The organism is Pseudobdellovibrionaceae bacterium (assembly GCA_019637875.1).
Lineage (GTDB): Bacteria > Bdellovibrionota > Bdellovibrionia > Bdellovibrionales > Bdellovibrionaceae > JAHBUW01.
This window is the reverse complement of record JAHBUW010000024.1, coordinates 1-21,130: the sequence shown is the minus strand read 5'-3', so window position 1 is coordinate 21,130 and position 21,130 is coordinate 1. Positions and strand designations below refer to the sequence as shown.

General features: G+C 61.2%; 18 protein-coding genes and 1 pseudogene. 6 read left to right on the top strand and 13 right to left on the bottom strand.

Going from position 1 to position 21,130, the window contains the following annotated elements; translation table 11 throughout:
• The first annotated feature begins 29 nt into the window (after positions 1-29).
• Entirely contained in the window at positions 30-1,562 is a 1,533-nt protein-coding gene (locus KF767_18925; protein ID MBX3019968.1) for a hypothetical protein, read from the top strand.
• 72 nt (positions 1,563-1,634) lie between these two features.
• Here KF767_18925 and KF767_18920 read toward each other — a convergent pair whose 3' ends face one another.
• A complete protein-coding gene (locus tag KF767_18920) occupies positions 1,635-1,856 on the bottom strand; it encodes a hypothetical protein (protein MBX3019967.1) in 222 nt (73 codons plus the stop codon).
• Positions 1,836-2,105, bottom strand: a pseudogene (locus KF767_18915) (hypothetical protein). The gene KF767_18920 and the pseudogene KF767_18915 overlap by 21 nt, the downstream one beginning before the upstream one ends.
• Between KF767_18915 and KF767_18910 the strand changes: the two are divergent.
• Positions 2,101-2,970, top strand: a complete 870-nt coding sequence (locus tag KF767_18910) for a polysaccharide deacetylase family protein (protein MBX3019966.1) — start codon at positions 2,101-2,103, stop codon at positions 2,968-2,970. The pseudogene KF767_18915 and the gene KF767_18910 sit on opposite strands and share 5 nt — an antisense overlap.
• Before the next feature lie 7 nt (positions 2,971-2,977).
• Here KF767_18910 and KF767_18905 read toward each other — a convergent pair whose 3' ends face one another.
• The gene (locus KF767_18905; protein MBX3019965.1) at positions 2,978-4,300 is read right to left on the bottom strand and encodes a hypothetical protein; all 1,323 of its coding nucleotides are present in this window, start codon (positions 4,298-4,300) and stop codon (positions 2,978-2,980) included.
• Positions 4,301-4,490: 190 nt separating this feature from the next.
• Between KF767_18905 and KF767_18900 the strand changes: the two genes are divergently transcribed.
• A complete protein-coding gene (locus KF767_18900) occupies positions 4,491-5,819 on the top strand; it encodes a carbohydrate porin (protein ID MBX3019964.1) in 1,329 nt (442 codons plus the stop codon).
• Between the two features lie 93 nt (positions 5,820-5,912).
• On the opposite strand, the gene KF767_18895 is transcribed toward KF767_18900, so the two are convergent.
• From KF767_18895 to KF767_18850, 10 genes are all read right to left on the bottom strand, one after another.
• The gene (locus tag KF767_18895; GenBank protein ID MBX3019963.1) at positions 5,913-7,004 is read right to left on the bottom strand and encodes an ROK family protein; all 1,092 of its coding nucleotides are present in this window, start codon (positions 7,002-7,004) and stop codon (positions 5,913-5,915) included.
• Positions 7,001-8,551 carry an alpha-amylase family protein gene (locus KF767_18890; GenBank protein MBX3019962.1) on the bottom strand — a complete coding sequence of 517 codons (1,551 nt, stop codon included), beginning with the start codon at positions 8,549-8,551 and terminating at the stop codon, positions 7,001-7,003. The genes KF767_18895 and KF767_18890 overlap by 4 nt, the downstream gene beginning before the upstream one ends.
• A gap of 24 nt (positions 8,552-8,575) precedes the next feature.
• Positions 8,576-9,589 (bottom strand): ABC transporter ATP-binding protein, encoded by a 1,014-nt coding sequence (locus tag KF767_18885; GenBank protein MBX3019961.1) that lies wholly within the window; start codon positions 9,587-9,589, stop codon positions 8,576-8,578.
• A 1-nt stretch (position 9,590) separates the two neighbouring features.
• Positions 9,591-10,409: an ABC transporter permease subunit gene (locus KF767_18880; GenBank protein MBX3019960.1), complete on the bottom strand. Its 819-nt coding sequence runs from the start codon at positions 10,407-10,409 to the stop codon at positions 9,591-9,593.
• On the bottom strand, positions 10,406-12,568 hold the full coding sequence (locus KF767_18875; protein MBX3019959.1) for an extracellular solute-binding protein: 2,163 nt from the start codon (positions 12,566-12,568) through the stop codon (positions 10,406-10,408). Before KF767_18875 ends, KF767_18880 begins: the two co-directional genes overlap by 4 nt.
• 23 nt (positions 12,569-12,591) lie before the next feature.
• The gene (locus KF767_18870) at positions 12,592-15,330 is read right to left on the bottom strand and encodes a DUF3372 domain-containing protein (protein ID MBX3019958.1); all 2,739 of its coding nucleotides are present in this window, start codon (positions 15,328-15,330) and stop codon (positions 12,592-12,594) included.
• A 106-nt stretch (positions 15,331-15,436) separates the two neighbouring features.
• Positions 15,437-16,915 carry a tetratricopeptide repeat protein gene (locus KF767_18865; GenBank protein ID MBX3019957.1) on the bottom strand — a complete coding sequence of 493 codons (1,479 nt, stop codon included), beginning with the start codon at positions 16,913-16,915 and terminating at the stop codon, positions 15,437-15,439.
• A 4-nt stretch (positions 16,916-16,919) separates the two neighbouring features.
• On the bottom strand, positions 16,920-17,705 hold the full coding sequence (locus tag KF767_18860; GenBank protein MBX3019956.1) for a hypothetical protein: 786 nt from the start codon (positions 17,703-17,705) through the stop codon (positions 16,920-16,922).
• Between the two features lie 117 nt (positions 17,706-17,822).
• Positions 17,823-18,848: a hypothetical protein gene (locus KF767_18855; GenBank protein ID MBX3019955.1), complete on the bottom strand. Its 1,026-nt coding sequence runs from the start codon at positions 18,846-18,848 to the stop codon at positions 17,823-17,825.
• Between the two features lie 113 nt (positions 18,849-18,961).
• The gene (locus KF767_18850; GenBank protein MBX3019954.1) at positions 18,962-19,429 is read right to left on the bottom strand and encodes an Lrp/AsnC family transcriptional regulator; all 468 of its coding nucleotides are present in this window, start codon (positions 19,427-19,429) and stop codon (positions 18,962-18,964) included.
• 65 nt (positions 19,430-19,494) lie between these two features.
• On the opposite strand from KF767_18850, the gene KF767_18845 reads away from it, so the two are divergent.
• The 3 genes from KF767_18845 to KF767_18835 all read left to right on the top strand — a co-directional run.
• Positions 19,495-19,740, top strand: a complete 246-nt coding sequence (locus KF767_18845) for a DUF2917 domain-containing protein (GenBank protein ID MBX3019953.1) — start codon at positions 19,495-19,497, stop codon at positions 19,738-19,740.
• Entirely contained in the window at positions 19,731-20,651 is a 921-nt protein-coding gene (locus KF767_18840; GenBank protein MBX3019952.1) for an EamA family transporter, read from the top strand. The genes KF767_18845 and KF767_18840 overlap by 10 nt, the downstream gene beginning before the upstream one ends.
• 114 nt (positions 20,652-20,765) lie before the next feature.
• Positions 20,766-21,130, top strand: a 365-nt coding sequence (locus tag KF767_18835) for a hypothetical protein (protein MBX3019951.1), incomplete at its 3' end; no start/stop codon positions are given.

Here is a 21,130-nt window from a genome sequence, read left to right as displayed (position 1 = left end):
GTTCGGTGGAAGATGCAAAGGGAGAGCGTATGCGCATCTTGAAGCACACCACCGGATTTGTTCTTGCCCTTTTTGTGGCGGGTCCTCTTTACGCGGACTCGACGACCGTCTTTCAGCAAGACGTGAACGTCGGCTACGGCCAGATTCAATCCATTCTGAAGGAACACCTCGATAGCGCCCTGAACGAGATCGTGCGCCGTGAGGGCTGTCATGAGGTCAAATCGAGCGAATACCGCTGTGGGGAGATGCCCTTCGGGAAGATCGTCGACAAGGACCGCAAGCTGGTGCTGACGATCCCCAAGCAGGATTTCAAAGGCAAAAAGGGAAGCGTGAAGTACGACCTGAAAGGTCAGAAGATCCCGATGTACATCTACCGCAATCAGAAAAAAGGCGAGATCACGCTGAGCTTTCTGGACGACCGCAAGCAAGCGGATCGCGCGACCAGTACCAAACTCGGGGACGATATCTTCCTGCGTTTGGCGCCGGGCGGGGGCAATCTCGTGCAGGACATCTGTCTGAATATCCCCGGTCTGCGCGGTTACGCCGAGAACGTGACGATGCGTGGGGATTTGCGTAAAAACATGAGCTGGCCGCTTCCCGACGTGAAGGCGAAACTGAATGTGAGCGTCGGGGTCGGAAACTTCGATTTCGACGGCGCGAAGATCTGCATGAGTTTACTGACCAAAATGGACGAGAAGGGGCTGCCCGTCATCACGCTGACGAAGATTTCCGAACCGAGCTTCACGGGCATGAGCCACAAGGGACTCAAGGTGAAGGCGAATGCGAACGTCGGCGGCTTCTGGGGCTTCGTGAACGGGTTTCTGAAGTGGTTCGGCTACGACATCGAAAAAATCATCGCGTCGGAAGTTCAGAAATCCGTCAAACAACAGGCTTCCAAAGAGATCAAAGTCACCCTGAACGACGTGCGTAGCGGGAAGTGGTTCCGTGATTACGTGAAGCACGCGCAGGTCTCGAAGGTCGTGGAGGATTGGTCCAAAACCTTGCGTAAAGAGCTCGTGAAAAACGGCTGGGGTAAAATCCAGATCGAACAGGCCGCGCAGGCCGCGTGTTTGGCTTCGGTCACGAAGATGGGACTAGGAGGTCAAGAGCTGAAAGACCTTTTGATGCTGTGTCTGCTGACCCCGAAAATTCAAGTGCAGTTCTTCTTGAACGACGCCGATCAACGCAAGCAGGGTTGTTATTCGCATTACTGGGACGTGCGCCGCTCAAAAGTGGAAGGGAAGCGCCCTTGGTATTTGGATGAATGTGAGCTCGTCAACCGCATCCGCGTGACCTTGGATGAGCGGATGGCGCCCACGCAGAAGTGCCTTCTGAAAGCGATCAGCGAGAAGAAAAATCCCCTCATTCTTTGCGAAAAGGATTTGGCGGATCTCGAGGACCAATACCGCGACGGGGACTTCGACAAGCTGATCAAAGATCTGAAACGTGTGAAGCCGGTCAAGCCGACGCTCGCGCAGCTGGAGTCTCTACGGGTGATCGCGGCGGACCGGTTGAGCGTGAAGCTGCCCTCGGCGGCCGAGCTCTCGAAACTCTGGCCTTAGTCACCGGCCAAGGGCGGTCCTGGGACCGCCCTCGCTTTGGGGGACTGACGTCACCCGCTTTCTGGAAGCCGATTATCTGACGCGTCGGCCGGTTTCGATCTCTTGCGCCGTGAGATAGCCGTCTTTATTCACGTCCATCTTTTCGAATTTCGCGGTCTTCGCCCGGGCGAACTCCTCGGCCGAAAGCTGACCGTCGGCGTTCATGTCCTTTTTCGCCATTTTGTGGTCGGCCTTCAGTCCCTTATTGGTGCCGTCTTTTTTATTCTTCTTCGCGGCGAGTTCGTCCGTGCTCATGACGCCGTCGCGATTCGTGTCGGCCGCTTCGAACTTCTGGGTGTAGCCGGTTTCGAATTCCGCTTTGGAGATGCGTTGATCCCCATTTCTCCCGGTGTTCTTGTGGTGCGGGCTGACAATTCGCGGCCCGGTGTCGAACTCGCAAGCAGCTGTCCAGCGTAAAAACGCATTGGCGGGGGTTTGGCCGGGGAGTCGAACTTGCTCTGACGGTCCCCGGAGACTTTTACACCCAAGGAGACTGGATATGATTCAACTGGATTGGACAAAAAAGATTGCGGCGGCCTCACTGGCGATGACCCTGGGCCTGACGGCTTGTACCGGCAATCAAGACAACAACGCGGGCGAACTCAGCGTCGGTACGGACGCGAACCAACTCTTCCAAACGAAGAGCATCGCGGACTTCGATCTGCGCGGAACGAAAAAGATCGTCCTGACTTATGATGACGGTCCCACGCCCGGCGTAACCGAGCCTTTGCTCGATCTGCTCCGTAAATACAATATCAAAGCGACTTTCTTCATGCTGGGCCAAGCGGTGAAAGGTCAAGAGGCGACCCTGCGCCGGATGAAGGCCGACGGTCACATCCTGGCGAACCACTCGTACAGCCACGCGAATCTGTCGAAGAACATCTATTATCTCGACATCAACTCTTTGCTGCATGAAGTTCGCGACTCGAACAACAAGATCCAGCCCTTCATGAATCCCGCGCACCGCATGTACTTCCGTGCTCCGTACGGCGCATGGACCGCATCGCACGCGGCGAAGCTGAATCAGATGAAAGATCTGAAAGACTATATCGGACCCGTTTTCTGGAACGCGGGTGGCGAGATCACTCCGCGCGGCACACGTCCCCAATCTTCGTCGCAAATCACGACGGCGGCGGACTGGGACTGCTGGACGAATAACCCGAAGAAAAACATCCGTCCCGTTCCCGTGGACGTTTGCACCGCGGGTTACTTCAAAGAGATCACCTCTAAAGGTGGCGGCGTGGTTCTGCTCCACGACAAGAACATCAAGACCGTCGAGCTCAGCGCGAAGCTGATCCCGATGCTCCTGAACGCGGGTTACACTTTCGTGAACCTCGACGACGTTCGTTCGCTCGACAAGTACGAGTAGTTTTTAGTTAGTTACGACCGTTTTCTGATGAAGCCGCGCCGGTCTCCGGGGCGGCTTCGTTCGTTGAGGGCTGCCAGTAGCAGCGGGTGTTCTCGTCGAGCTGGCAGTTCTGCGCCTGACGGAAACCCTTCGAGTTCATGATCGCGAGGAGTCGCGTATTGAAGTTCGGGTACTGCCAGCCTTGTTCGGGGTGCTGGGGTTGGCCTTCGCTCATGCACTGCAGTTTACGCATCTGGATGAGGGCTTCGCTTGAGCGCGTCTCGGGATTGCGCTGGGCCTCGAGCCAAGAGCCGAACACCTCGGAACCGAAGGCGTCGGCGAACTCCTCTTCGGTCGCGCCGAAACACTGCGCGGGATACTTCTGCGGATCCGCGAAGCCGCGGATGTGGGGGGCGGCGTTTTTGTCGCGGGTGTTTTTGGCTTTCTTCGAGGATTCCTTCGCGACCATTTTGTCGAAAATCTCGGTGTTCTTATGCTGCAGGCAGCGTTGGACGTCCGCGAAGACGGGGGCGATCTCGGTGCGCGCGTCGGCGGTCTTCTTCAAGAGTCCGCAGGCTTCGAGTTTTTTGACGACGGGCGCGGTTTTTCGGTCCAGCACCGCCGTGGGGAAAATCATCGTCGTCGTTCCGGTTTCGGCCAGCAGATAAAAGGCGATCTCTTTTTGCTCGCGGGTGGCGCTGCGGCCCAGGCATTTCTCCATCGCTTCGCCGGTCTGTTGCGGTTCTTGCGCGAGGGCGGCGCCGCCTTTTTGGTAGGTGTCTTTCGCGAGCGTGCAGGGGCTGACGACGTGACCGAGCTCGTGCGCGAAGATGCTGGCCCAGGCGCCGGGCGTGAGTCGCAGTGAGGTCGCGCAAGCGACGACCGAGTGGGACGAGTCGTCGTAGAAGGCGTTCGGCGTTTCCTCGGGATGGGGGCGCGGCGGCTTCAGTGAGGTCGTCATGGGATTACGGGCGTAGGCGCGGACGCCGGGGGCGATTTTGCGGTTGCTCGGGCCTTGGCAAGAGGGATCGTCCTCGGGGGCCTCACGGAAATTCAGCGAGTCGAGTCGGGCGAGGATCGCTTGGGTGCCGGGGTCGTCTTTCGAGCCGCGCGCGAGGATGAGGGCGCGGGCGCGTTCTTTGATCTCGGTGACGATGATTTTCGAGTTCACGGGGTTGCCGTTGTCCAGGCGACGGAGGGCCGCGCTGTCGCATTGACCGGCGATCCGGTCGGGGCTGCACTGCGCTGCCGCCGTCGCGGTGACTGTTGCGAAACTTGATAACGTGAGCGCGCCCAGAATCAGGGCAAAACTCCCTTTCGAAAATGTGGTGAACGGCGTTTTTGCTTTCATGACGAGCATTCAAGATTGCAAGGGTGGGGCTTGCGGCGTTTCGGCGAGGGGCGCGTGTTTTCGAGGAGGGTTCTCAGAATGAGACAAGTGCACACTCTCTCCACCTTTACCTGAACAGGTGTCGATGCGTTGGTAGACACCCCTCGCGATAAATCTTGAAATGGCGGCGGGGTTCTAAGAGAAACGCGCCATGAAATTGAAGCGTGTTTTGTTGGGTTGCGTGGTGATGGTTTCGGTTTTCGCGGGCGGCGGGGCGCGGGCGGCGCTGACCCCGGAGCTGCAGATGTATCTGCGGTCGTCGTCGGGCGCGAACGGCGTCGGGGGCGCGCAGGAGTGTATCAACAATCCCGGCGCGTGGGGGAACGAGTTCCGGCTGGGGAACGAGTGCGCGACCTACGGGGAATTCGGTTTCGGCGCGTGGGTGCTGAAGCCCGCGCAGGACGGCGATCCCTTCTTCCGCTTCTTCGCGAACTTCGCGGTGGTGTACGACAACCGCACGGACTGGGAGGCGCCCTCGGTGCCGACGGGCGGGGGACTGCGCGGGGGTAACGTGTGGGTCATGCGGGAGGTCTACTCCGAGGGTGGGTATTACGCGGGGGCCCCCTTCACGGCTTGGGCGGGGAAACGCTTCTACCGCTGGGGCGACGTGCACCTGAACGACTACTATCCGGTCGCGATGTCGGGACCCGGCGGCGGGATCGGCGGCATCAAGACGGACTACGGGACCTGGTCCTTGGCGGTCATCCAAAATGCGCAGGCGAACGAGATCAACGGTTCGGGCGACGTGCGCACCGAGGTCGGAATCGCGGCGAAGACAAGTCTTCATCTGCGCACCGAGGGCTGGGGGACGCCGGCGGGCTGGTTGTCCTTGTGGGGCGTCGCCGCGACGACGCCGCCGGCGAAAGATCCGGCGACGGGCACCGACTATCGTAAATCCACGGGCGGCTTTTTCGCCGCGAAGCTGAACTCCACCATCTACGAGGGCGTGAACAACGAATTCGGGATGGCGTACGGTGAAGGCGTGATGAGCACGATGGGGCCGGGGGGCGAGCTCGTGAAGGACTGCCAAGATACGACGGACGCGTCGTGCACGGTGCCGGGAGCGCAGCGACTGCGCGCCTGGAACGCCACCGTATGGGAGACGACGAAGTGGTCGGGACAGCTCGCGTTCATGTACGACGAACTCGACCGCGGCACTTCGACGGGCACGCGCTTTCGCTGGCTGTCGGCGGGCGTGCGGCCCATGTACTGGTTCACCGACAACGTCAGTCTGATTTTCCAGGCGGGGGTGTCGCACATCGTGGACGAGGCCGACGGCCTGGGTTCGCGCAACCTCGCGCGTTTCACGATCGCGCCGCAGCTGTCCTTGGCGAAAGGCTACTGGTCGCGTCCGGTCGTCCGCGCGTACTATTCGCGTACGGCCTGGAATCAGGCGAACGTCGGCGCCGCGAACGGGACGACGGCCCAAGGCAAAACCGAGATCGACTCCATCGGCGTGCAGACGGAAGTTTGGTTCTAAAGAACCGGCCGGAATTCACTTCCGGCGCCGGAAGTAACGCTAAGACAAGGTTCAGATTTACTTCCAGCGCCGGAAGTAAATCGGGTTTTTTCTTCATGAGAGTCCGCTCATTTCGAGCTGGCGGCCCGAAGCGGCATTTCGCGCAGCCCGACGACGGGGCGACGCCGGCTTCTTTTTCTTCGTGAGCGTGGCGGCTTTTTTGCCCGGGGCACCTTTTTTCGGGGCCGGTTTGACGTCCGTTTCGGTATGGTAAGGAAGGCGGGCGGCGCCGATGACGCCCGCCTGGTTCATCGCTTTCGCCACGACGAGCGGGCAGCCGAACTCCGGATTGAACTCGGTGATCAGGGCTTTGTAGCGCGCCTTCAGGCGGTTCCAGTACAGGTGGCGCACCTTGATGAGGCCGCCCGAAAACAGGATCTTCTCCAGATTAAAGCCGATCGACAGATTATAGCAGAGGGCGGCGAGCGCATCGGCCGCGTCGTCGAACAAAGGCTGCGCTTCGGCCAGATCTACGAGCTCTTCGACGCTTGCGACTTTGAGCCCGAGCTCCGTGCGCGCCCGGCGCAAAATTCCCGTCCCCGAAGCGACGCCTTCGACCGTGTGGTGATCGAGGTCCTTCGCGGTTTTGATGTTCATCGAGTTCAGGATCAGGTGGCCAAGCTCGGAGCCCATCCCGCGATCCTGCAGCGGGTGACCGCGGAAGATCACGCCCGTACCGATGCCGGTTCCGATCGTGACGACCGCGAAGCTCCGCAGTCCCTGCGCGCCGCCGATCCAGCCCTCCGCGCGCGACGCCGCGATCGCGTCGTTCTGGAATTCCACGCGGTCGCAGATCCGGCGACGGCGCATCTCATCTTCCAGCAGGCGCTGGATCTTCACGCGCTTCCAGCCCGGAAAGTTCGCGGCATGCGTGATCTCGCCGAGTTCCACGTTCAGGGGGCCCGCCGAAGCCAGGCCCACCCCGCGGAAGACGCCCTTCTTGAAACACTCCGGGAAACGTTTCTTCATCCCCGCGACCATCTCGCCCATCACGCCCACGATTTTGGTCGGACCGGTCTTCGGGTCGACCTTCAAGGACAAAATCGATTCCTTCTGGAACGCCAGGATCTGTCCCGTGTGGTCGACCAGCGCGCACGCGAGTTTCGTTCCGCCCAGATCCAGGCCGATGCTGTAGGACTTCGTCATTTCGAGGACTCCTCATTCAGAAGAACGATCGCGGTGCGCGCGGGGACGTCGCCCCGGAAATGGCCACCCCGCACCGAGTAGCGGCGCGCGCAGTGGGTCCCGGACGCCGTCACCTGATCGCAGTAGTCGCCGTCGGGCAAGTCGGTCGGGATCGCCGCGCCCGCAAGCTCCGTCGCGCGCCCGTTGATCACCGTGAAACCCAGATGCCCGCGGCTGAACGCGAAGATCTCGCCGCCCGCCGACCACGTCTTCGTCGCTGTGAACACACCGGCCGTCCGGTTACGGAAGCGCACCAAGTTCCGCACGTGCGTCGCCCGGTGCTCGCACTGCCACGGCGCCAGGCAGTCGCCCGCCGCGCCCAGGGGCGAGGTCGTGTACCCCTTGCCGTCGATGGGCGGTCCCTCGTCGTAAGAGACGAACCGGTAACCCGAGAAGAGCTGCGGATAACCGAAGGGCCACGTCAGCATGAAGACTTCGGCGAGCTTGAAATATTCGGGTTCATTCGTGCGCGAGAGCGACTGCAGCGGCTGCTCGCGCTGCGTATCGTGATTCTCGACGAACACGACCGACAGATCGCTCGCGGGATAGATACGTTGGAAGTTCAACCAGCTCGCGAGATACCCGCCGCGCAGCACGCGCGCCAGATCGTAAGCGTAGGGGAAAACGTTCACGTCGCTGAACGGCGTGTACTCCGAGATGCCGACGGGGTCGCCCGGACCGATCAGGGTTTCCGAGACGTAATAGACGGGCTTTTTCACCGCCGCCACGATCGCGCGCAGATCATCGGCCGGCATGTGTTTCGCGGCGTCCAGGCGGAAGCCCGCGACGCCCATGTCGACGAGCCCGTCCAGGTACGTGGTCAACGTCCGGCGCACCGAGGGACTCGACGTTTTCAGATCGGCGAGACCCAGAAGCTCGCAGTACTGAAGCTCGAAACGGTCTTTATAATTGCGGATCTGGTTGTCGCCGTAAAGGCCGCAGTCGTTGAAGTCCCCGGGTATGAAGAGACCCCGGTGGTTGTACTTCGTGTACAGGGTGCCCGCGAAACCGCGCCCCTCGCGGATGCCCGCCATGTGATTCAAGATGACGTCCACGTAAACGTCGACGCCCACGGCCTGGCAGCGCTTCACCATGTCGCGGAACTCGGCTTCCGTTCCGCCGCGCGAGACCAACTTGTAGCTGACGGGCTGATAGCGTTCCCACCACGAGTTCTGACCCAGCATCAAATGCTCTTGCGGAGGCGACACCTGTACCGCCGCGATCTCCATGGGTCCTAAAACCTGTTCGCACTCGCGCGCGAGGTCCTTCCACGGCCACTCGAACATCTGGATCATGACGGTGCGGATCCCGCCGCTCGGACGCGGCTGGGAACCGATTCCGGGCGTGGTCACGGGGCGTTTCAAAAATTCCGGTACGTCAAACCGCGCGGGCCCGGCGAAGACCTCTCCCGCGAAGAGAAGCGCGCACAGCAAAGCGGGCGCGAACGGCTGCGGCCGCAGCTTGCGCCACCAACGTCGGATCCAGTCATGTGAATATTCGGCCGTCATCGGATGTCCCCCTCCCGAATCGGATTAACTGTTGATCCGCGCTTCCGACTTCGGATCGAAGACGTGCAGGCGGCCCGGCTTCGTTCCCAGTTTGATCGAGGCGCCCGGTTTTTTGCCGAGCGACTCCGGCGTCAGGAAACGCACGCCCATGTCGCCCACCTTCGTGTGCACGAGTGATTGCGAGCCCAGGTACTCTTCAAGTTCAAAGGTGGCGTCGAACTCCGGGGTCCCCGAAGATTCGCGGCCGTTGACCACGAAGTCCTCGGGCCGGACGCCGACGACCTTGCCGTTTTGCCCGACGAGCTCGCCCGGCAGAAAGTTCATCTCGGGCGTCCCGATGAAGGACGCCACGAAACGCGACTCGGGCTTTTCGTAAATCGAGTGCGCCGAGCCGATCTGCGCGACCACGCCCTTGTTCAGCACCGCGATCCGGTCACCGAGCGTCGTCGCCTCGACCTGATCGTGCGTCACGTACACCATCGTCGCGCCGGTCAGCTGGTGAAGTTTTTTGATTTCAAAACGCATCTGCGCGCGCAAGGCGGCGTCCAGATTCGACAAAGGTTCGTCGAACAAGATCAGCTTCGTGCGGCGAACCAAAGCGCGCCCCAGGGCCACGCGCTGACGTTGCCCGCCCGAAAGCGCGCGCGGGCGACGGTCGAGGAGTGGTCCGATCTGCAAGGTGTCGGCGACCTCCTGCACGCGGCGATTCTGTTCCTCTTTCGAAACCCCTTGCAGCGCGAGCCCGAAAGCCAGATTCTCGCGCACGCTCAAGTGCGGATACAGCGCGTAGCTTTGAAACACCATCGCGAGATTGCGGTCCCGGGGATCGAGCTGCGACACGTTCTTGCCGTCGATCCAGATTTCGCCCGAAGTCGCGGTCTCAAGCCCCGCGATCAGCCGCAAAAGCGTCGACTTCCCGCAACCTGACGGGCCGACGAGCACCAGAAACTCGCCGGATTCCACCTTCAGCGAGATGTTTTTCAAGACCTCGGTTTCGCCAAAACTTTTCGAGACGTTCTTCAGCTCAACGGATGACATCTTATCCTTTCACACTGCCCAGAGTGAGGCCCGAGATCAGGGCGCGAGAGAGAAGGGTGAACAAAATCACGACCGGAATCGAAACGAGGACCGCCGCCGCGGCGTAAAGTCCCCACTCGGTCGCGAGGTTCGCCTGGAAGCTCTTCAGTCCCACCGGCAAAGTATAGTATTCGGGATCCTGCAGGATGACGGCCGCGATCGCGTACTCGGTCCACGCCGTCGTGAACTGAAAGAGCGCGGTGATCGCGAGCGCCGGCCCCGAGACGGGGAGCACGACCTTGAAAAACGTCTGCAGCCGCGTGCAACCGTCGACCCGCGCGGCCTCTTCCAGCTCGCGCGGCAGACCGTCGAACCACGACTTCATCTGCCAGATGCAGAACGGCAGCGCGCTCGACGAATAGACGATCAGAAGTCCCCAGAAATCGTTCGCGAGGCCCAAGCGCGCGAGCACGATGTAGAACGGAAGCAGGAGCATCGTCGCCGGAAACATCTGCGTCGCGAGCAGCATCGTTAGGAAGGTCTTGCGCCCCTTGATCGGAAAGCGCGATAGCGCGTAAGCCGAGGTCGCGGCGAGCGACAGTCCGAAGAGCGTCACCACGAAGCTGACGAACGCCGAGTTCCAGAGCCACACCGGGAAGAGCGTATCGGTAAACAGAAGCCGGTAGTTCGCAAGCGACGTATTCGGTCCCCATAGCGTCCAGGACACCGCCTGGAAGGCGTTATCCTTACGGAGCGAAACCGCGATCACGTACCAGACGGGGAAGGCCGCGAAGGCCGAAAAGATCATGACCAAAAGAAGGCTCGCCGACTTCTTCATCACCCCACCCCGATCTTTTTATCCGAGACCTTCAAATAGAAGACCGTCGCCACGAGCAGAATCAAAAAGATGATCATCGAAAGCGCCGCCGACGAGGAGTAGCGGTACAGATCGAAGGCCGATTTATAAACGTAGGACACCAGAATATGCGTCTGCCCCGCGGGTTCACCGCCGTTCGAGACGAGCCACACGACGTTCAGGTTGTTGAAGGTCCAGATCGCGCCCAGAACGGTCGCCGGAATCATCACGGGTTGCAGGAGCGGCCAGGTGATCCGCCAGAAACGTTGCCACGCGTTCGCGCCGTCGACGCGCGCGGCCTCGTAAAGTTCGCGCGGGATTGCCTGCAGTCCGCCGAGGGCGACCATCATCATGAACGGAAAGCCCAGCCAGATGTTCGTGATCAGGCACGCCGCGAACATCTCGAGCGGCTTGGACAGCCACTCGATCGGCGACATCTCGAAAAACTTCGCGAGCACCTGATTGATTGCGCCGAACTCCTGATTGAACATCCCGCGCCAGGTCAGCGCCGTGATGTACTGGGGCACCGCCCACGGGATGATGAGAAGCGTCCGCCACAGCGGCTTCGCGGGGAGGGTTTGATCGATGAGGAGCGCCAGGATCACCCCGAGCGAAACGTGGAAGAGCAGATTCAAAAACGTCCAGATCAGTGTTTTCAAGAAAACCGAATAGAAGACGGGATCGACCAGCACTTCGAAGTAGTTCTGAAAGCCGATGATCTCCCAGCTCGTGAAGGTCCGGAGCGACAGATTCGAAAACGAGATGGCGATATTGTAGAAAAACGGGAAGACGACGACGAGCCCCACGCAAAGAAGCGCCGGCAGCAAAAACGCGTACGCGAGCCGGTTCGGTCCGCGCAGATCGCGCAGAAATCCCGGCGTCTTCATCGCGAGGTAAACGAGGAGCGCGAGGACCAAAATCCCCATCACGGCTTTCACCACGATCGCGCCCGCGTCGGCGGGACGGACCTCGTTCATGATCTGGATCTGGCGAAGCGCTTCGGTCTGCGCGTTCTTCGCCGCGACGGCGGGCTCCACCGAGCCGCCGAGCACCGCCTGGTACTGAATCCGCAAGGCGTCCCAAACCGCGCGCAACTCCGCGGTGACGGGCATCGGCTTGGCCACTTCCATGATCGTGTTCGAGGCCTTCAGCAGCTCGTCATTCAACACGACCGGGTCTTGGCGGGCCGACAGCCGCGACGGCAAAGTCGAAACTTCCTTCGTGAAGGCGAGTTGCGTTTTCGCCGAGGTCAGAAACTGCAGGACGCGGCGAACGGCGTCTTTTTTCTCGACGGGGACGTTGATGTTCACCGAATAGCCTTTGGCCGCGACCAAAGGTGCTGGCCAAAGCCCGGTGGAGGAGATCTGCGGCAAACGCGCGATCCCGAAATCGATGCCGGCCTTTTTGTAGTCGCCCCAGCTCCAATCGCCGTTGACGATCATGGCGACCTTGCTGTCTTTGAAGAGCGCGTTCGCGGTTTCGTAGTCGGCATCGCGCGGGACAAAGCCCGACGCCTTCAGATCTTTCATGAGTTGGAAGGCCTGCGCCATCGCGGGCGTATCCAGATTCGGCTGCCCCTCGATCGAAGCGAAGTCCGAACCGAAGCCCGTCACCCACGGCACGAAGAAGAAGGGCTCCTGCATATGCCAGACAAGAAAGTAGCCCTGCTTGTAAGCGCGGCCCTGGGCGAAGAGTTCGTCGGTCGTCTGGGGCGGCGTCGGGAGAAGTTTCTTATTATAAAGAAGCGAAAGATGGTTCCCGACCGTATCGCCGACCATCAAGAGCTGATCGTGCACGCGGATCAAGGCGGACGAATCGAAGTCGGTGAGGTCCTCGGGCGTGAAGTACTCGTCCATGGGCGCCAAGAGTCCCATGACCGAAAGCGGACCCACCTGATCGGACGGACCCTGGACGATCTCGGGGCCGCCGCCGACGAGCGCGGCGGACTGAAAGCCCGAGCGAAGCGCTTCGGTTTCGCGGTAGATCGACTCGATGACGATGTCGGGATTTTCTTTTTGAAATTCCGCGATGAGTTTCGCCTGCACCTCGCGGTGGGCGTAAATCAATTGATGCCACAAACGGACGCGCACGGGCGCGCCGTCCGCCCCGTCGGCCGCGACCGCGAAGACGCCCCAAAACACCATCCAGCCCGCAAGGAAGAGGGACTTCATCGTTTCTCCTCCAGCACGAGAATGCTGCGCGCGGGGACCGAAAAGAGTCCGCTCGCGGCCTCCCAACGGGCCTTCACGAGATCGCGATCGACGGCGGGGCCGAAGACGGCGGGAAAATTCCACGCGCGATTCTTCAGGCGCGCGTTCTGAAAGTCGAGGGACTGCGTGCCGGCGTTGATCAAGACGAGGAGTGATTTCCGCGTCGGATCGACGGCGGGCTCGGCGTCCTCGATCAGCATGCCGATCAAACCTGCGGTATCGCTGCCGGAAAGTTCATTCGCGGGGAAGCTGAGCAGACGACGGATCTCGTTCGCCGAAGAAAGGCGAAGAAGCGGCGAATCCCGGCGCAGACGCAAAAGCGCCTTGAAGTATTCGTTCGTCCCCTGGATTTCATTGGCACCCACGCGCAAAGAGGCGTCGAGCAGGCGCGGCCGCCAGAAGTTCCAGTCGTTGACGTTTTTCCACGCGGGCGGAAGTCCCACGCCCCAGTTGTTCGAGGCGCCACTCCAGTCGATCTGGTTGAAGTGATCGCCCGAATCGTAACTGTCGGCGTCGCCGGATTTCGAACGCAGAAGCTCCGAGCCGCCTTCGAAGAAGGGGATGCCCTGACTGAGCAGTACGGTTCCCAGCATCAGGCGCGCGACGCGCACGCGTTCGTCAACGTTCGCGGTCGCGGGGCGCCGGCCCCAGGCTTGAAACGGCATCTTCGCCTGCACCGTGTCCCACAGCCCGTAGCCGTCGTGGGCCGAGACGTAGCTGATCGTTTCGGTCGGCTCGGCCGCGTAACCCACGGGCGCGCCGCGGAAGAAGTAGTCGCCCGCGCGAACCGCGTTGTTGTGTTGATCGCGGATCACCAGATCGCGCAGATTTCCGCCGAGGCCGATCTTCACCACGTCCTGCAAGTGCAGGAGCTTGCGCCGCTGGCCTTCGGGATCGGTGGGCGTATTGCGGTTCGCGGGCTCGTGATTGGGATCCCAGAAAAGCCCCGTGGCGAAACCCGGATCGGATTTTTCCGAAGGGCTCGTCGTCCCGCCGCGAAGGGCGTCGCGCATCCGGTCGTTGAAAACGCCGACGCCCAGGCCGTGACTGCGCAGCTGGTTGAAGGCCGAACCCGGCACGACCTCTTCGAGGGAGCCGAAGGGCCACGCCTCGCCGTAAACCAGAAGTTTCGAGCCCTCGACGCCGGAGTTCTGCAGCGTCATGGCGTCGAGCGCCTCGCGGATGCGGGGCACTTGCAGCGTCGGGTGCAGATTCATCAGGTCGAAGCGGAAGCCGTCGACTTTGTAGTCCTTGGCCAGGCCGATCAAACTTTCGATCATGAGCTTTTCGACCATGCGGTTTTCGGTGGCGACGTCCGCACAGCACGAGCTGGACATGAGTTCACCGCGTTCGTTGTAGCGGTGATAGTAGTAAGGCACCACGCGGTCGAAGATCGAGTGCTCTTCTTCGTACGCCGAATAGGTGTGGTTGTAGACGACGTCCAGAACCACGCGCAGGCCCGCGCGGTTGAGTCCCTGGATCATCTCGCGGAGTTCACGAATGCGGTCGGGACCGTCGGGGTGTCGCGAGTAGCTTCCTTCCGGCACCATCCACAAAACCGGATTGTAACCCCAGTTGTAGGCGTCGATCTCGCGCACTTCGCCCAGTCGTTCTTGCGGCGTGGGCGAGGCGGGCGTCTCACCCGAAGGGATGCGGGGGCGGGCGCGCTTGGCGACGTGTTCGGGAACGCCCGCGAAGTCCATCAGCGGCAGAAAATGCACGTGCGTCAGTCCCGCGGAGGCAAGGTCGCGCAGATGTTGAAACGCGCGCGATTTTGGATTCACCAGGCCCACGTAGGTGCCGCGCTCGGCTTCGGGGATGCCGGGGTCGTCGCTTGTGTGGTCGCGCAAATGCATCTCGTAAACGGTCGCGTCCGTGACCTTATCCAGTCGCGGCTTTTGCAGCTGCGCCCAGCCGATCGGCATCAGGTCGGGATCGTTCAGATTCACGAACTGCGAGCGCAGCGCTTCGGCGCTCACGTTCAAGGAGGCGGGATCCGCCGAGTCGACGGTTTCCACGCGACTGGTACGCGGATTGAAACGCGTGACCCGGAAAACATAATACTTGCGATCGAACTCGCGGTAGCCGTGAAAGCTCCAGTAGCCTTGAGGTTCCACGTTCATGGCGAGGGTTTGCGTCGCGGGACCGGTCGCCGTGTCGTAGACGAGGAGTTCCACAAGGCTCGCGGTCGGCGCCCACAGCCGCAGCTCGAACTGCGAGGTGTTCAGCCAGCGCAGGCCCACGGGGCGTTTCGGATCGAAGAAGTGCTGATCGAGAAGTCCCGTCAGACGCACGGACGTGCGGAATTGCTCGCGCCCGGCGGCGTCCAAGATCCGCACCCACAGGGGGCGTTTCGCCCACTCCGTCAGCGTGCCCGGCAGCGCCTCGGCCGAAAGATTCCACAGATCCCCGCGATGCGAAAGCAGCGGGAGCTCCAGACTCATCAGCGGCGCGTCCGAGATCAGCTCGAAGCGCAGATCTTGGCTGGGGCGGAAGCTCGCGTAGTGAAGCTGGATCTGTTTTTCGGAAAACCAATGGGCCCTCGGCGAGGGGCCGGTGGCGTAAAGCTTCGCGAGAGCGGGAAGGTTTTTAAGATCCGGGGAAAGCGCCGCGCGCGCCGGCGCGGAAACGCCGCACAGCGTGGCCAACAGGATTCCCCAACTCCAGAGCATCGACTCGAGTTTCAGTTTTCGCACGCGGCGGAGAATAGGGAAGTTGGGTCAGGGTTTCAACAGCACAAACCCATGACGCCACGCCATTTTTGCGAAAATGACCCCGTCATTTTGCCGTGAAATTCAGCGATTAACCGACTTTGCGAAGACGGTAGAAACTTTTGGCGCCCGCGCCCACGCGCTCGATCCAGCCGTGATTCTCGCCCCATTCGCGCACGCGCCGGAACTGGGCGGGCGTGAGCGGCAAAGCGGCGAGCACCTCGGCCGTCGTGATCAAAGGACCGGCACCGAACTGCTCACGTAGCAGTCGAATTTGGCGCTCCTCCCAATCGATCTCGCGGCTTTCGCGCGGAAAGAAGACCCGGAGCTCTTCTTCCCAGCGCAGCCGGAAGCGGGGACGTCGCGCCTCGATCCACAGCGGAAGATCCTGCTCGCTCAAAAGCTCGCGCGTGCGTCGCAGCAGCTGATGCACGCGGTTCATCGAGGATTCGGGATCGAAATTCTCGTCGACATAAACTTCCGAGAAAAGCCCGATGCCGTTGGCGGGTTTGTAAAAGTCGCGGCCCAACGCGCGGAGCAGGCTCAGGGATTTGCCGCCTGCCACGATTTCGGGTTTCGCGCCGGTCGTGCGGAAGAATTCGCCGCGCCCCAGATCCAAAGCCGCGCCCGCGTCATCGGGACCGCGCTGGAAGAAGGACTCTTCCGGCTCGTAATTCAGTTGGCGCACCAGGCGTTCGCGGTAAGCGGTCCAGGGCGTGCCGAAATACAAATACTGAAAACGTTTTTCATCGAAGCGCAGATGCAACAAAAGCCGATCCGTATCGCGCACGCTCTCAAAATGTTCACGCGCGAGCGCTTCGCGCCGGAACGCGAGGAGCGGGGCTTCATCGCCGGTCGAGAACGACTCGACGTGCGCGAGCCCTTTGCGGATAAAGAGCTGATCGGTCGTCGCCGCACTGGCGAGTAAGGTCAGGGCTTGGCGCAGAAGTTCACCCGCCGCCGCGAAATCGCCCGCTTCGGTCAGGGCTTGGGCTTCAAGTTCCATGGCGTTGGCGAGCAGGCGTTGGTTCGGCGTACCGAGCAGATCGCGGCGCAGTTCGCGCGCGAGCTTCAGCGCGTGCGGATGGTCACCGGCGTAAAGATGCGCGGCGGTCAGATTCACGCGGATGACCAAACGGTCGTAGTCCTTCGCGGCGTCTCGCAAAGCTTCGTTCAGCGGGACGATCGCGCGGTCGTGCTCCCAGATGTTGAAGTGGCAAAGCGCGCGTTGCAGCCCGAAGCCGGGCGCGTTTTTCATCTCGCGCGAACCCCAGATACGCAGCGCCTCTTGGACCGCGCCCGAGCGTTGCAGCAGCACCGCGTACTCGGCCCACTCTTCAGGGCGGGGGGCACCGTCTTTCACGCCGCTTTCGCCGCGCACGACCGGGGCGAGGGTCCGCAGTCCCCGCATGACGAGGCCCACGCGGCGGCACAGATTCGCGAAGCGCGCGGCGTGTTCGCGCGGCACCGCGCGCGGGGGGACTTCACGTAAAAGCGCCACCGCGGCGGCGATGCGGCCGGCGCGGAGTAAGGATTCGGTCTGTGCGAAAAGTTCGGCGTGCAGGACCACTCGTTTACTCCTGCGGTCGGCATTCGAAGTTCAGGTTGAAACTCTCAAGGCCCTTCAGTCCCGGAGGCGGTGTCGTGCCCTCGCCGGGAAGGTAAAGCCATTTGCCGATGAGCGTACCCTTGACGGTTTGGACGAGGGCGAGATTGACGCCGACGCCGCCCGGGAGGGTGCCGGCGACGATCCACGGAACGCCATCCATCGTGAAATTCACGTCGAATTCGCCCGAGTCAAACACCGAACTCGTCATCACTTTCGTGGAACCGCGCTCGTAGTAAGCCGCCTTGAAGCGTGCGCTGTGTCCCGCGCCTTTGGGTTTGATGATGATATCCCCCCAGCGATCGCGGAAGTTGGTGAGCTCGATCTGGTGGAAGATGCGGTAGTAGTCGTAGGTCTCGGAGCCGCGACACAGCCAGGTCGTGCGGCGCACATCGCCCGACTCTTTGGGGTCGCGATCGAAGGTCTTGTCTTCGAAGATCAGGTTCTCGGGGTTGTGGGGCATATAGGCATCACGCGCGAGCGTCACGGGCTCGTTGCGTCGCTCTTGGCAGTTCAGGCGCAGAGCTTCCGCCGCGCCATCGGCCTTGACGCCAATGATGGAGCGTACGTCGGATCCATCCGGGCAAAGATCTTCGGTCACGCGGTTAACGAAGAGTTTTCCGTCATAGCCGTCGCCGCCACCGAGGGATTCTTGCATGCCGGGGAGTTGGGCTTGAAACGCATTTTCCAAAACGCAGTTTTGAAAGACGAGCAAGGAGGGGAGTAGCAACAGCCAGAAATAGCGAACGCGCATCGACTCCCCCTTCCTTTCTATTATGCACCGATTTCCCCGGTTCTTTCAAAATCTCATCCCACTTCAAGACGGCGAAAGAGGTCCCCCCGGGGGGAGGGGACCTCTCGCTCTGAGACATTATTCTTGGCCAACGCACCGGTAGTGGGGAAGCCGGCGGCCAGCGACTTCGATCGAGTTCTCGGGGTGAGCCCAGGGATTCGAGAGGGGACTCTCGAGATCTCCGGTTAAGGGGTTCACTTTCGAGTCGCCGATCGCATTGTCCACTTCCACCCATTGACCGCTTTTGCAAACGCCCAGGCACGAGTACACATTCTGGATCTCGACGCCGTAGCCCTGACGGCAGTCGCCGGGGTGTTTCAAATTCCAGGTTGTCGTGTCGACGCCATTTCCGCCGTTGAAAGCAACCGCTTTCACGTCCCCGCCGGCCACGCCCTTCTTGTAGGGGTTGTAGCAGCGGTCACCGTGCAGGCCGGTTTTCACATGGGCCAGCGCGGAGCACTTCGAGTGATTGCGGTGGGGGTTGTTCGCATCCGAAACCAAATACTGAGTCGTGAACGAGAAGCGGCACGGAGTTCCCTTCACGCAAGCCTGGCGGGTCGGGTACGCGGTCGTATCGCAAGTGCTCGAGCAAGCGACCGTTGTCGAAGGTTTCAGGCCTTGGCAATGCTGGTCGGCCACGATCAATCCGTCGCCGCGAACGCAAGTGACCGAGCGGGATTGCACGCCCGAACGGGGAGTGCAGCTGACCGCGCGTTTTTGTTCGCCGCCATTGCAAGACAGGTTTTCGCACTCACTCCATGCGCCGACAGACACTTGCGACTGCGCCGAGCAGGCGCCGTACGCCCCCGCCGACCAGCGATAGGTCGACGACGAGGTGTTCGGGGTCGGAGTCGGCACGGGCGTCGTGGTGCCGGGGTTCTGCGGGCCCGGGGGCGTGGACGTGGGTTCGCGCACGACGGTCGTTTCGTCACCGTCTCCGCTCGGCAGGCCGCCCAGATCGATCACGGGGATTTGCGCGTCGCCGTTCACCGCTTGGCTGGCGACTTCCGCTTCATCGAATACGCGAAACTCGGTCTTCGCGCAGTTGATGAGTGTCATGCTCATGGGAACCAGGATCAGCAGATTCCGCAGTTGAGTTTTCATATTCACTTCCCCCTTGTGAAACCAGTGTGCCGGTTTCAAGGGGGAGTTACGCCTGACATTCCTCGCAAATGGCGAATCAGCTTGGAGCGCCCGGTGACTCACTTCGAGTCAAATCACAACCGTGAGCGCTCAAAATGAGTTTCCAGCACGAAAATCGAGACCGATTTCTCCGCCAGCCCCTCGGTGCGCAGGCGGTCCAGCAGGTTTTGCAGTTCCAGCGGCGTCGCCGTGCGGGTCTTAATAATGACGTCGTCTTCGCCCGCGACGGAATGACACTCTTCGATTTCGGGGTATTTCGAAAGCGCGGTCCCCGCCGTCGAGCAGCTCATCTTTCCGGTTTGCAGTCGCACGAAGGCGGTGACGTCCAGGCCGATGCGGGCGTAGTCGAGGTTCACGCCGTAGTTTTGGATCACGCCACTTTTCTCCATCTTCTTCACGCGCGCATGCACCGCCGGGGCGGTCAGCCCCACCTGCTGTCCCAGGTCCTGAAAACTCATCTTTGAGTCGGTGGACAATTGCTTAATAATCTTCAGATCCAGCTCGTCCATTCCGGCGGTCCCGAGCTTTGTAATTAATGCCATTCGTTTCTCCATGGAAAGCAAAGACTCTATTTTACTTAATCACATATCGCCGATACTGTAAATACATGAACCAGATTAAGACCTATCCCCTCGAACTCGAAATCCAAGAATTCCGCAAACTGCGCCCCCTCAGCCGTGGTCCTTTGGTTTTAAAGTGCCTGAAAGGCACGCTTTGGGTGACCTCGCTCGGCGATCCGCGTGACTATATTCTGCAGGCGGGCGAAGAGCTGCGTCTGGAGAAACCCGGCACCGAAATCCTCGTGCAGGGGGTCAGCCGAAAGGAATCCGTCTCCGCTCTGCTATGCGCTTAAAGTCCGTCGACATTCTGAGTTTTCTGTCGGTCTACCTGATCTGGGGATCGACCTATCTGGCCATTCGTTACGCGATCGACGGGATTCCGCCTTGGACGCTCTCATCGCTCCGTTTTTTTGTCGCCGCCGCCCTCATGCTCGCGCTGGGGCTTTTGCGGCGTGAATCCAAAATCACTCCCGCCGAGAAAAAAACCGCGATCATCAGCGGCGCCTTCCTCGTCATCGCGAACGGTTTCGTCTGCGTGACCGAGGCCTGGGTCGCGTCGGGCGTCGTCGCCGTCATCATCGGGGCGATGCCGATCTGGATCTTGCTGATGGGTTGGTTTTTCTTCGGTGAGGGACGCCCGGCCGTGCGCCAGATCCTGGGCGCGCTCATCGGTGTCGGTGGCATCGCGCTGATCGCCGGCACGGGACACGCCGCCGTCATCGGGGACGGCCCCGGCCTCATCGTCGGCGTGTTCTTCCTTTTTCTTTCGGGCGTGCTGTGGGCGTCGGGAACGCTTCTGCAGCGTCGGACCAAGGGACTCACGTCGCTTTTCCGTTTTTCGGCGTGGCAGATGTTTTCGGGCGCGATCGCGACGGGCTTGCTGAGCCTGGCGCTCGAGAAGCCGTGGAGCCTCGCTTGGCTCGAGATCCCCGCGGTCTCGTGGTGGTCGCTGGGGTATTTGATCGTTTTCGGATCCCTCGTGAGCTTCAGCGCTTATCTTCATCTGAGTCGCAACTTCGCGCCCGCGGTGGTGAGCACTTACGCCCTGGTGAATCCGCTCATCGCGGTGGGATTGGGCTGGCTGTTCCTCCGCGAGCCCGTCGATCTCAAATTCGCGCTCGCGACGTTGCTCGTCCTGGTGGGCCTCGCGCTGCTTCTCTTCAAGAAACGCCCGCCCGCACCTTCGCCCACCGCTGAACCCTAAGCCTACTCCACGTCAATCGTGAAGCAACGGACGGTCTTGCGGGTGATCGACTTCACGATGAAGAGATCCTGATAACGGGTTGACCGGCGGCTTTCGAAGGGGGATTCTCCGCCCGTGGAACAAACCCCTGCCGATCCCTTCGCTATTGTCACGACCACCGCGGGCGCCGTCTCGATCCTGTGCCGCGAGGTCAACGAAATCATGCACAATCCCGTCGGTCCCTGGGCCGAGGCGAACGCGCTTTACGCCGTGCCGTCGCGTTTGGCGGAAAAGCTGCGCGAAGGCCACGGGGATCTTGTCGTCTATGACGTGGGCCTGGGGGCCGCCGCGAACGCGCTGGCCGCGCTGACGCTCGCCCGCGAAATCCGGGGGCCGCGGCGTCTGCATCTGATCAGCTTCGAGCGGGATCTGCGTCTTTTGGAGTTCGCCCTCGAGCACGCGGCCGAATTCGCGCACTTCCACGGTTGTGAAAAGGCGAT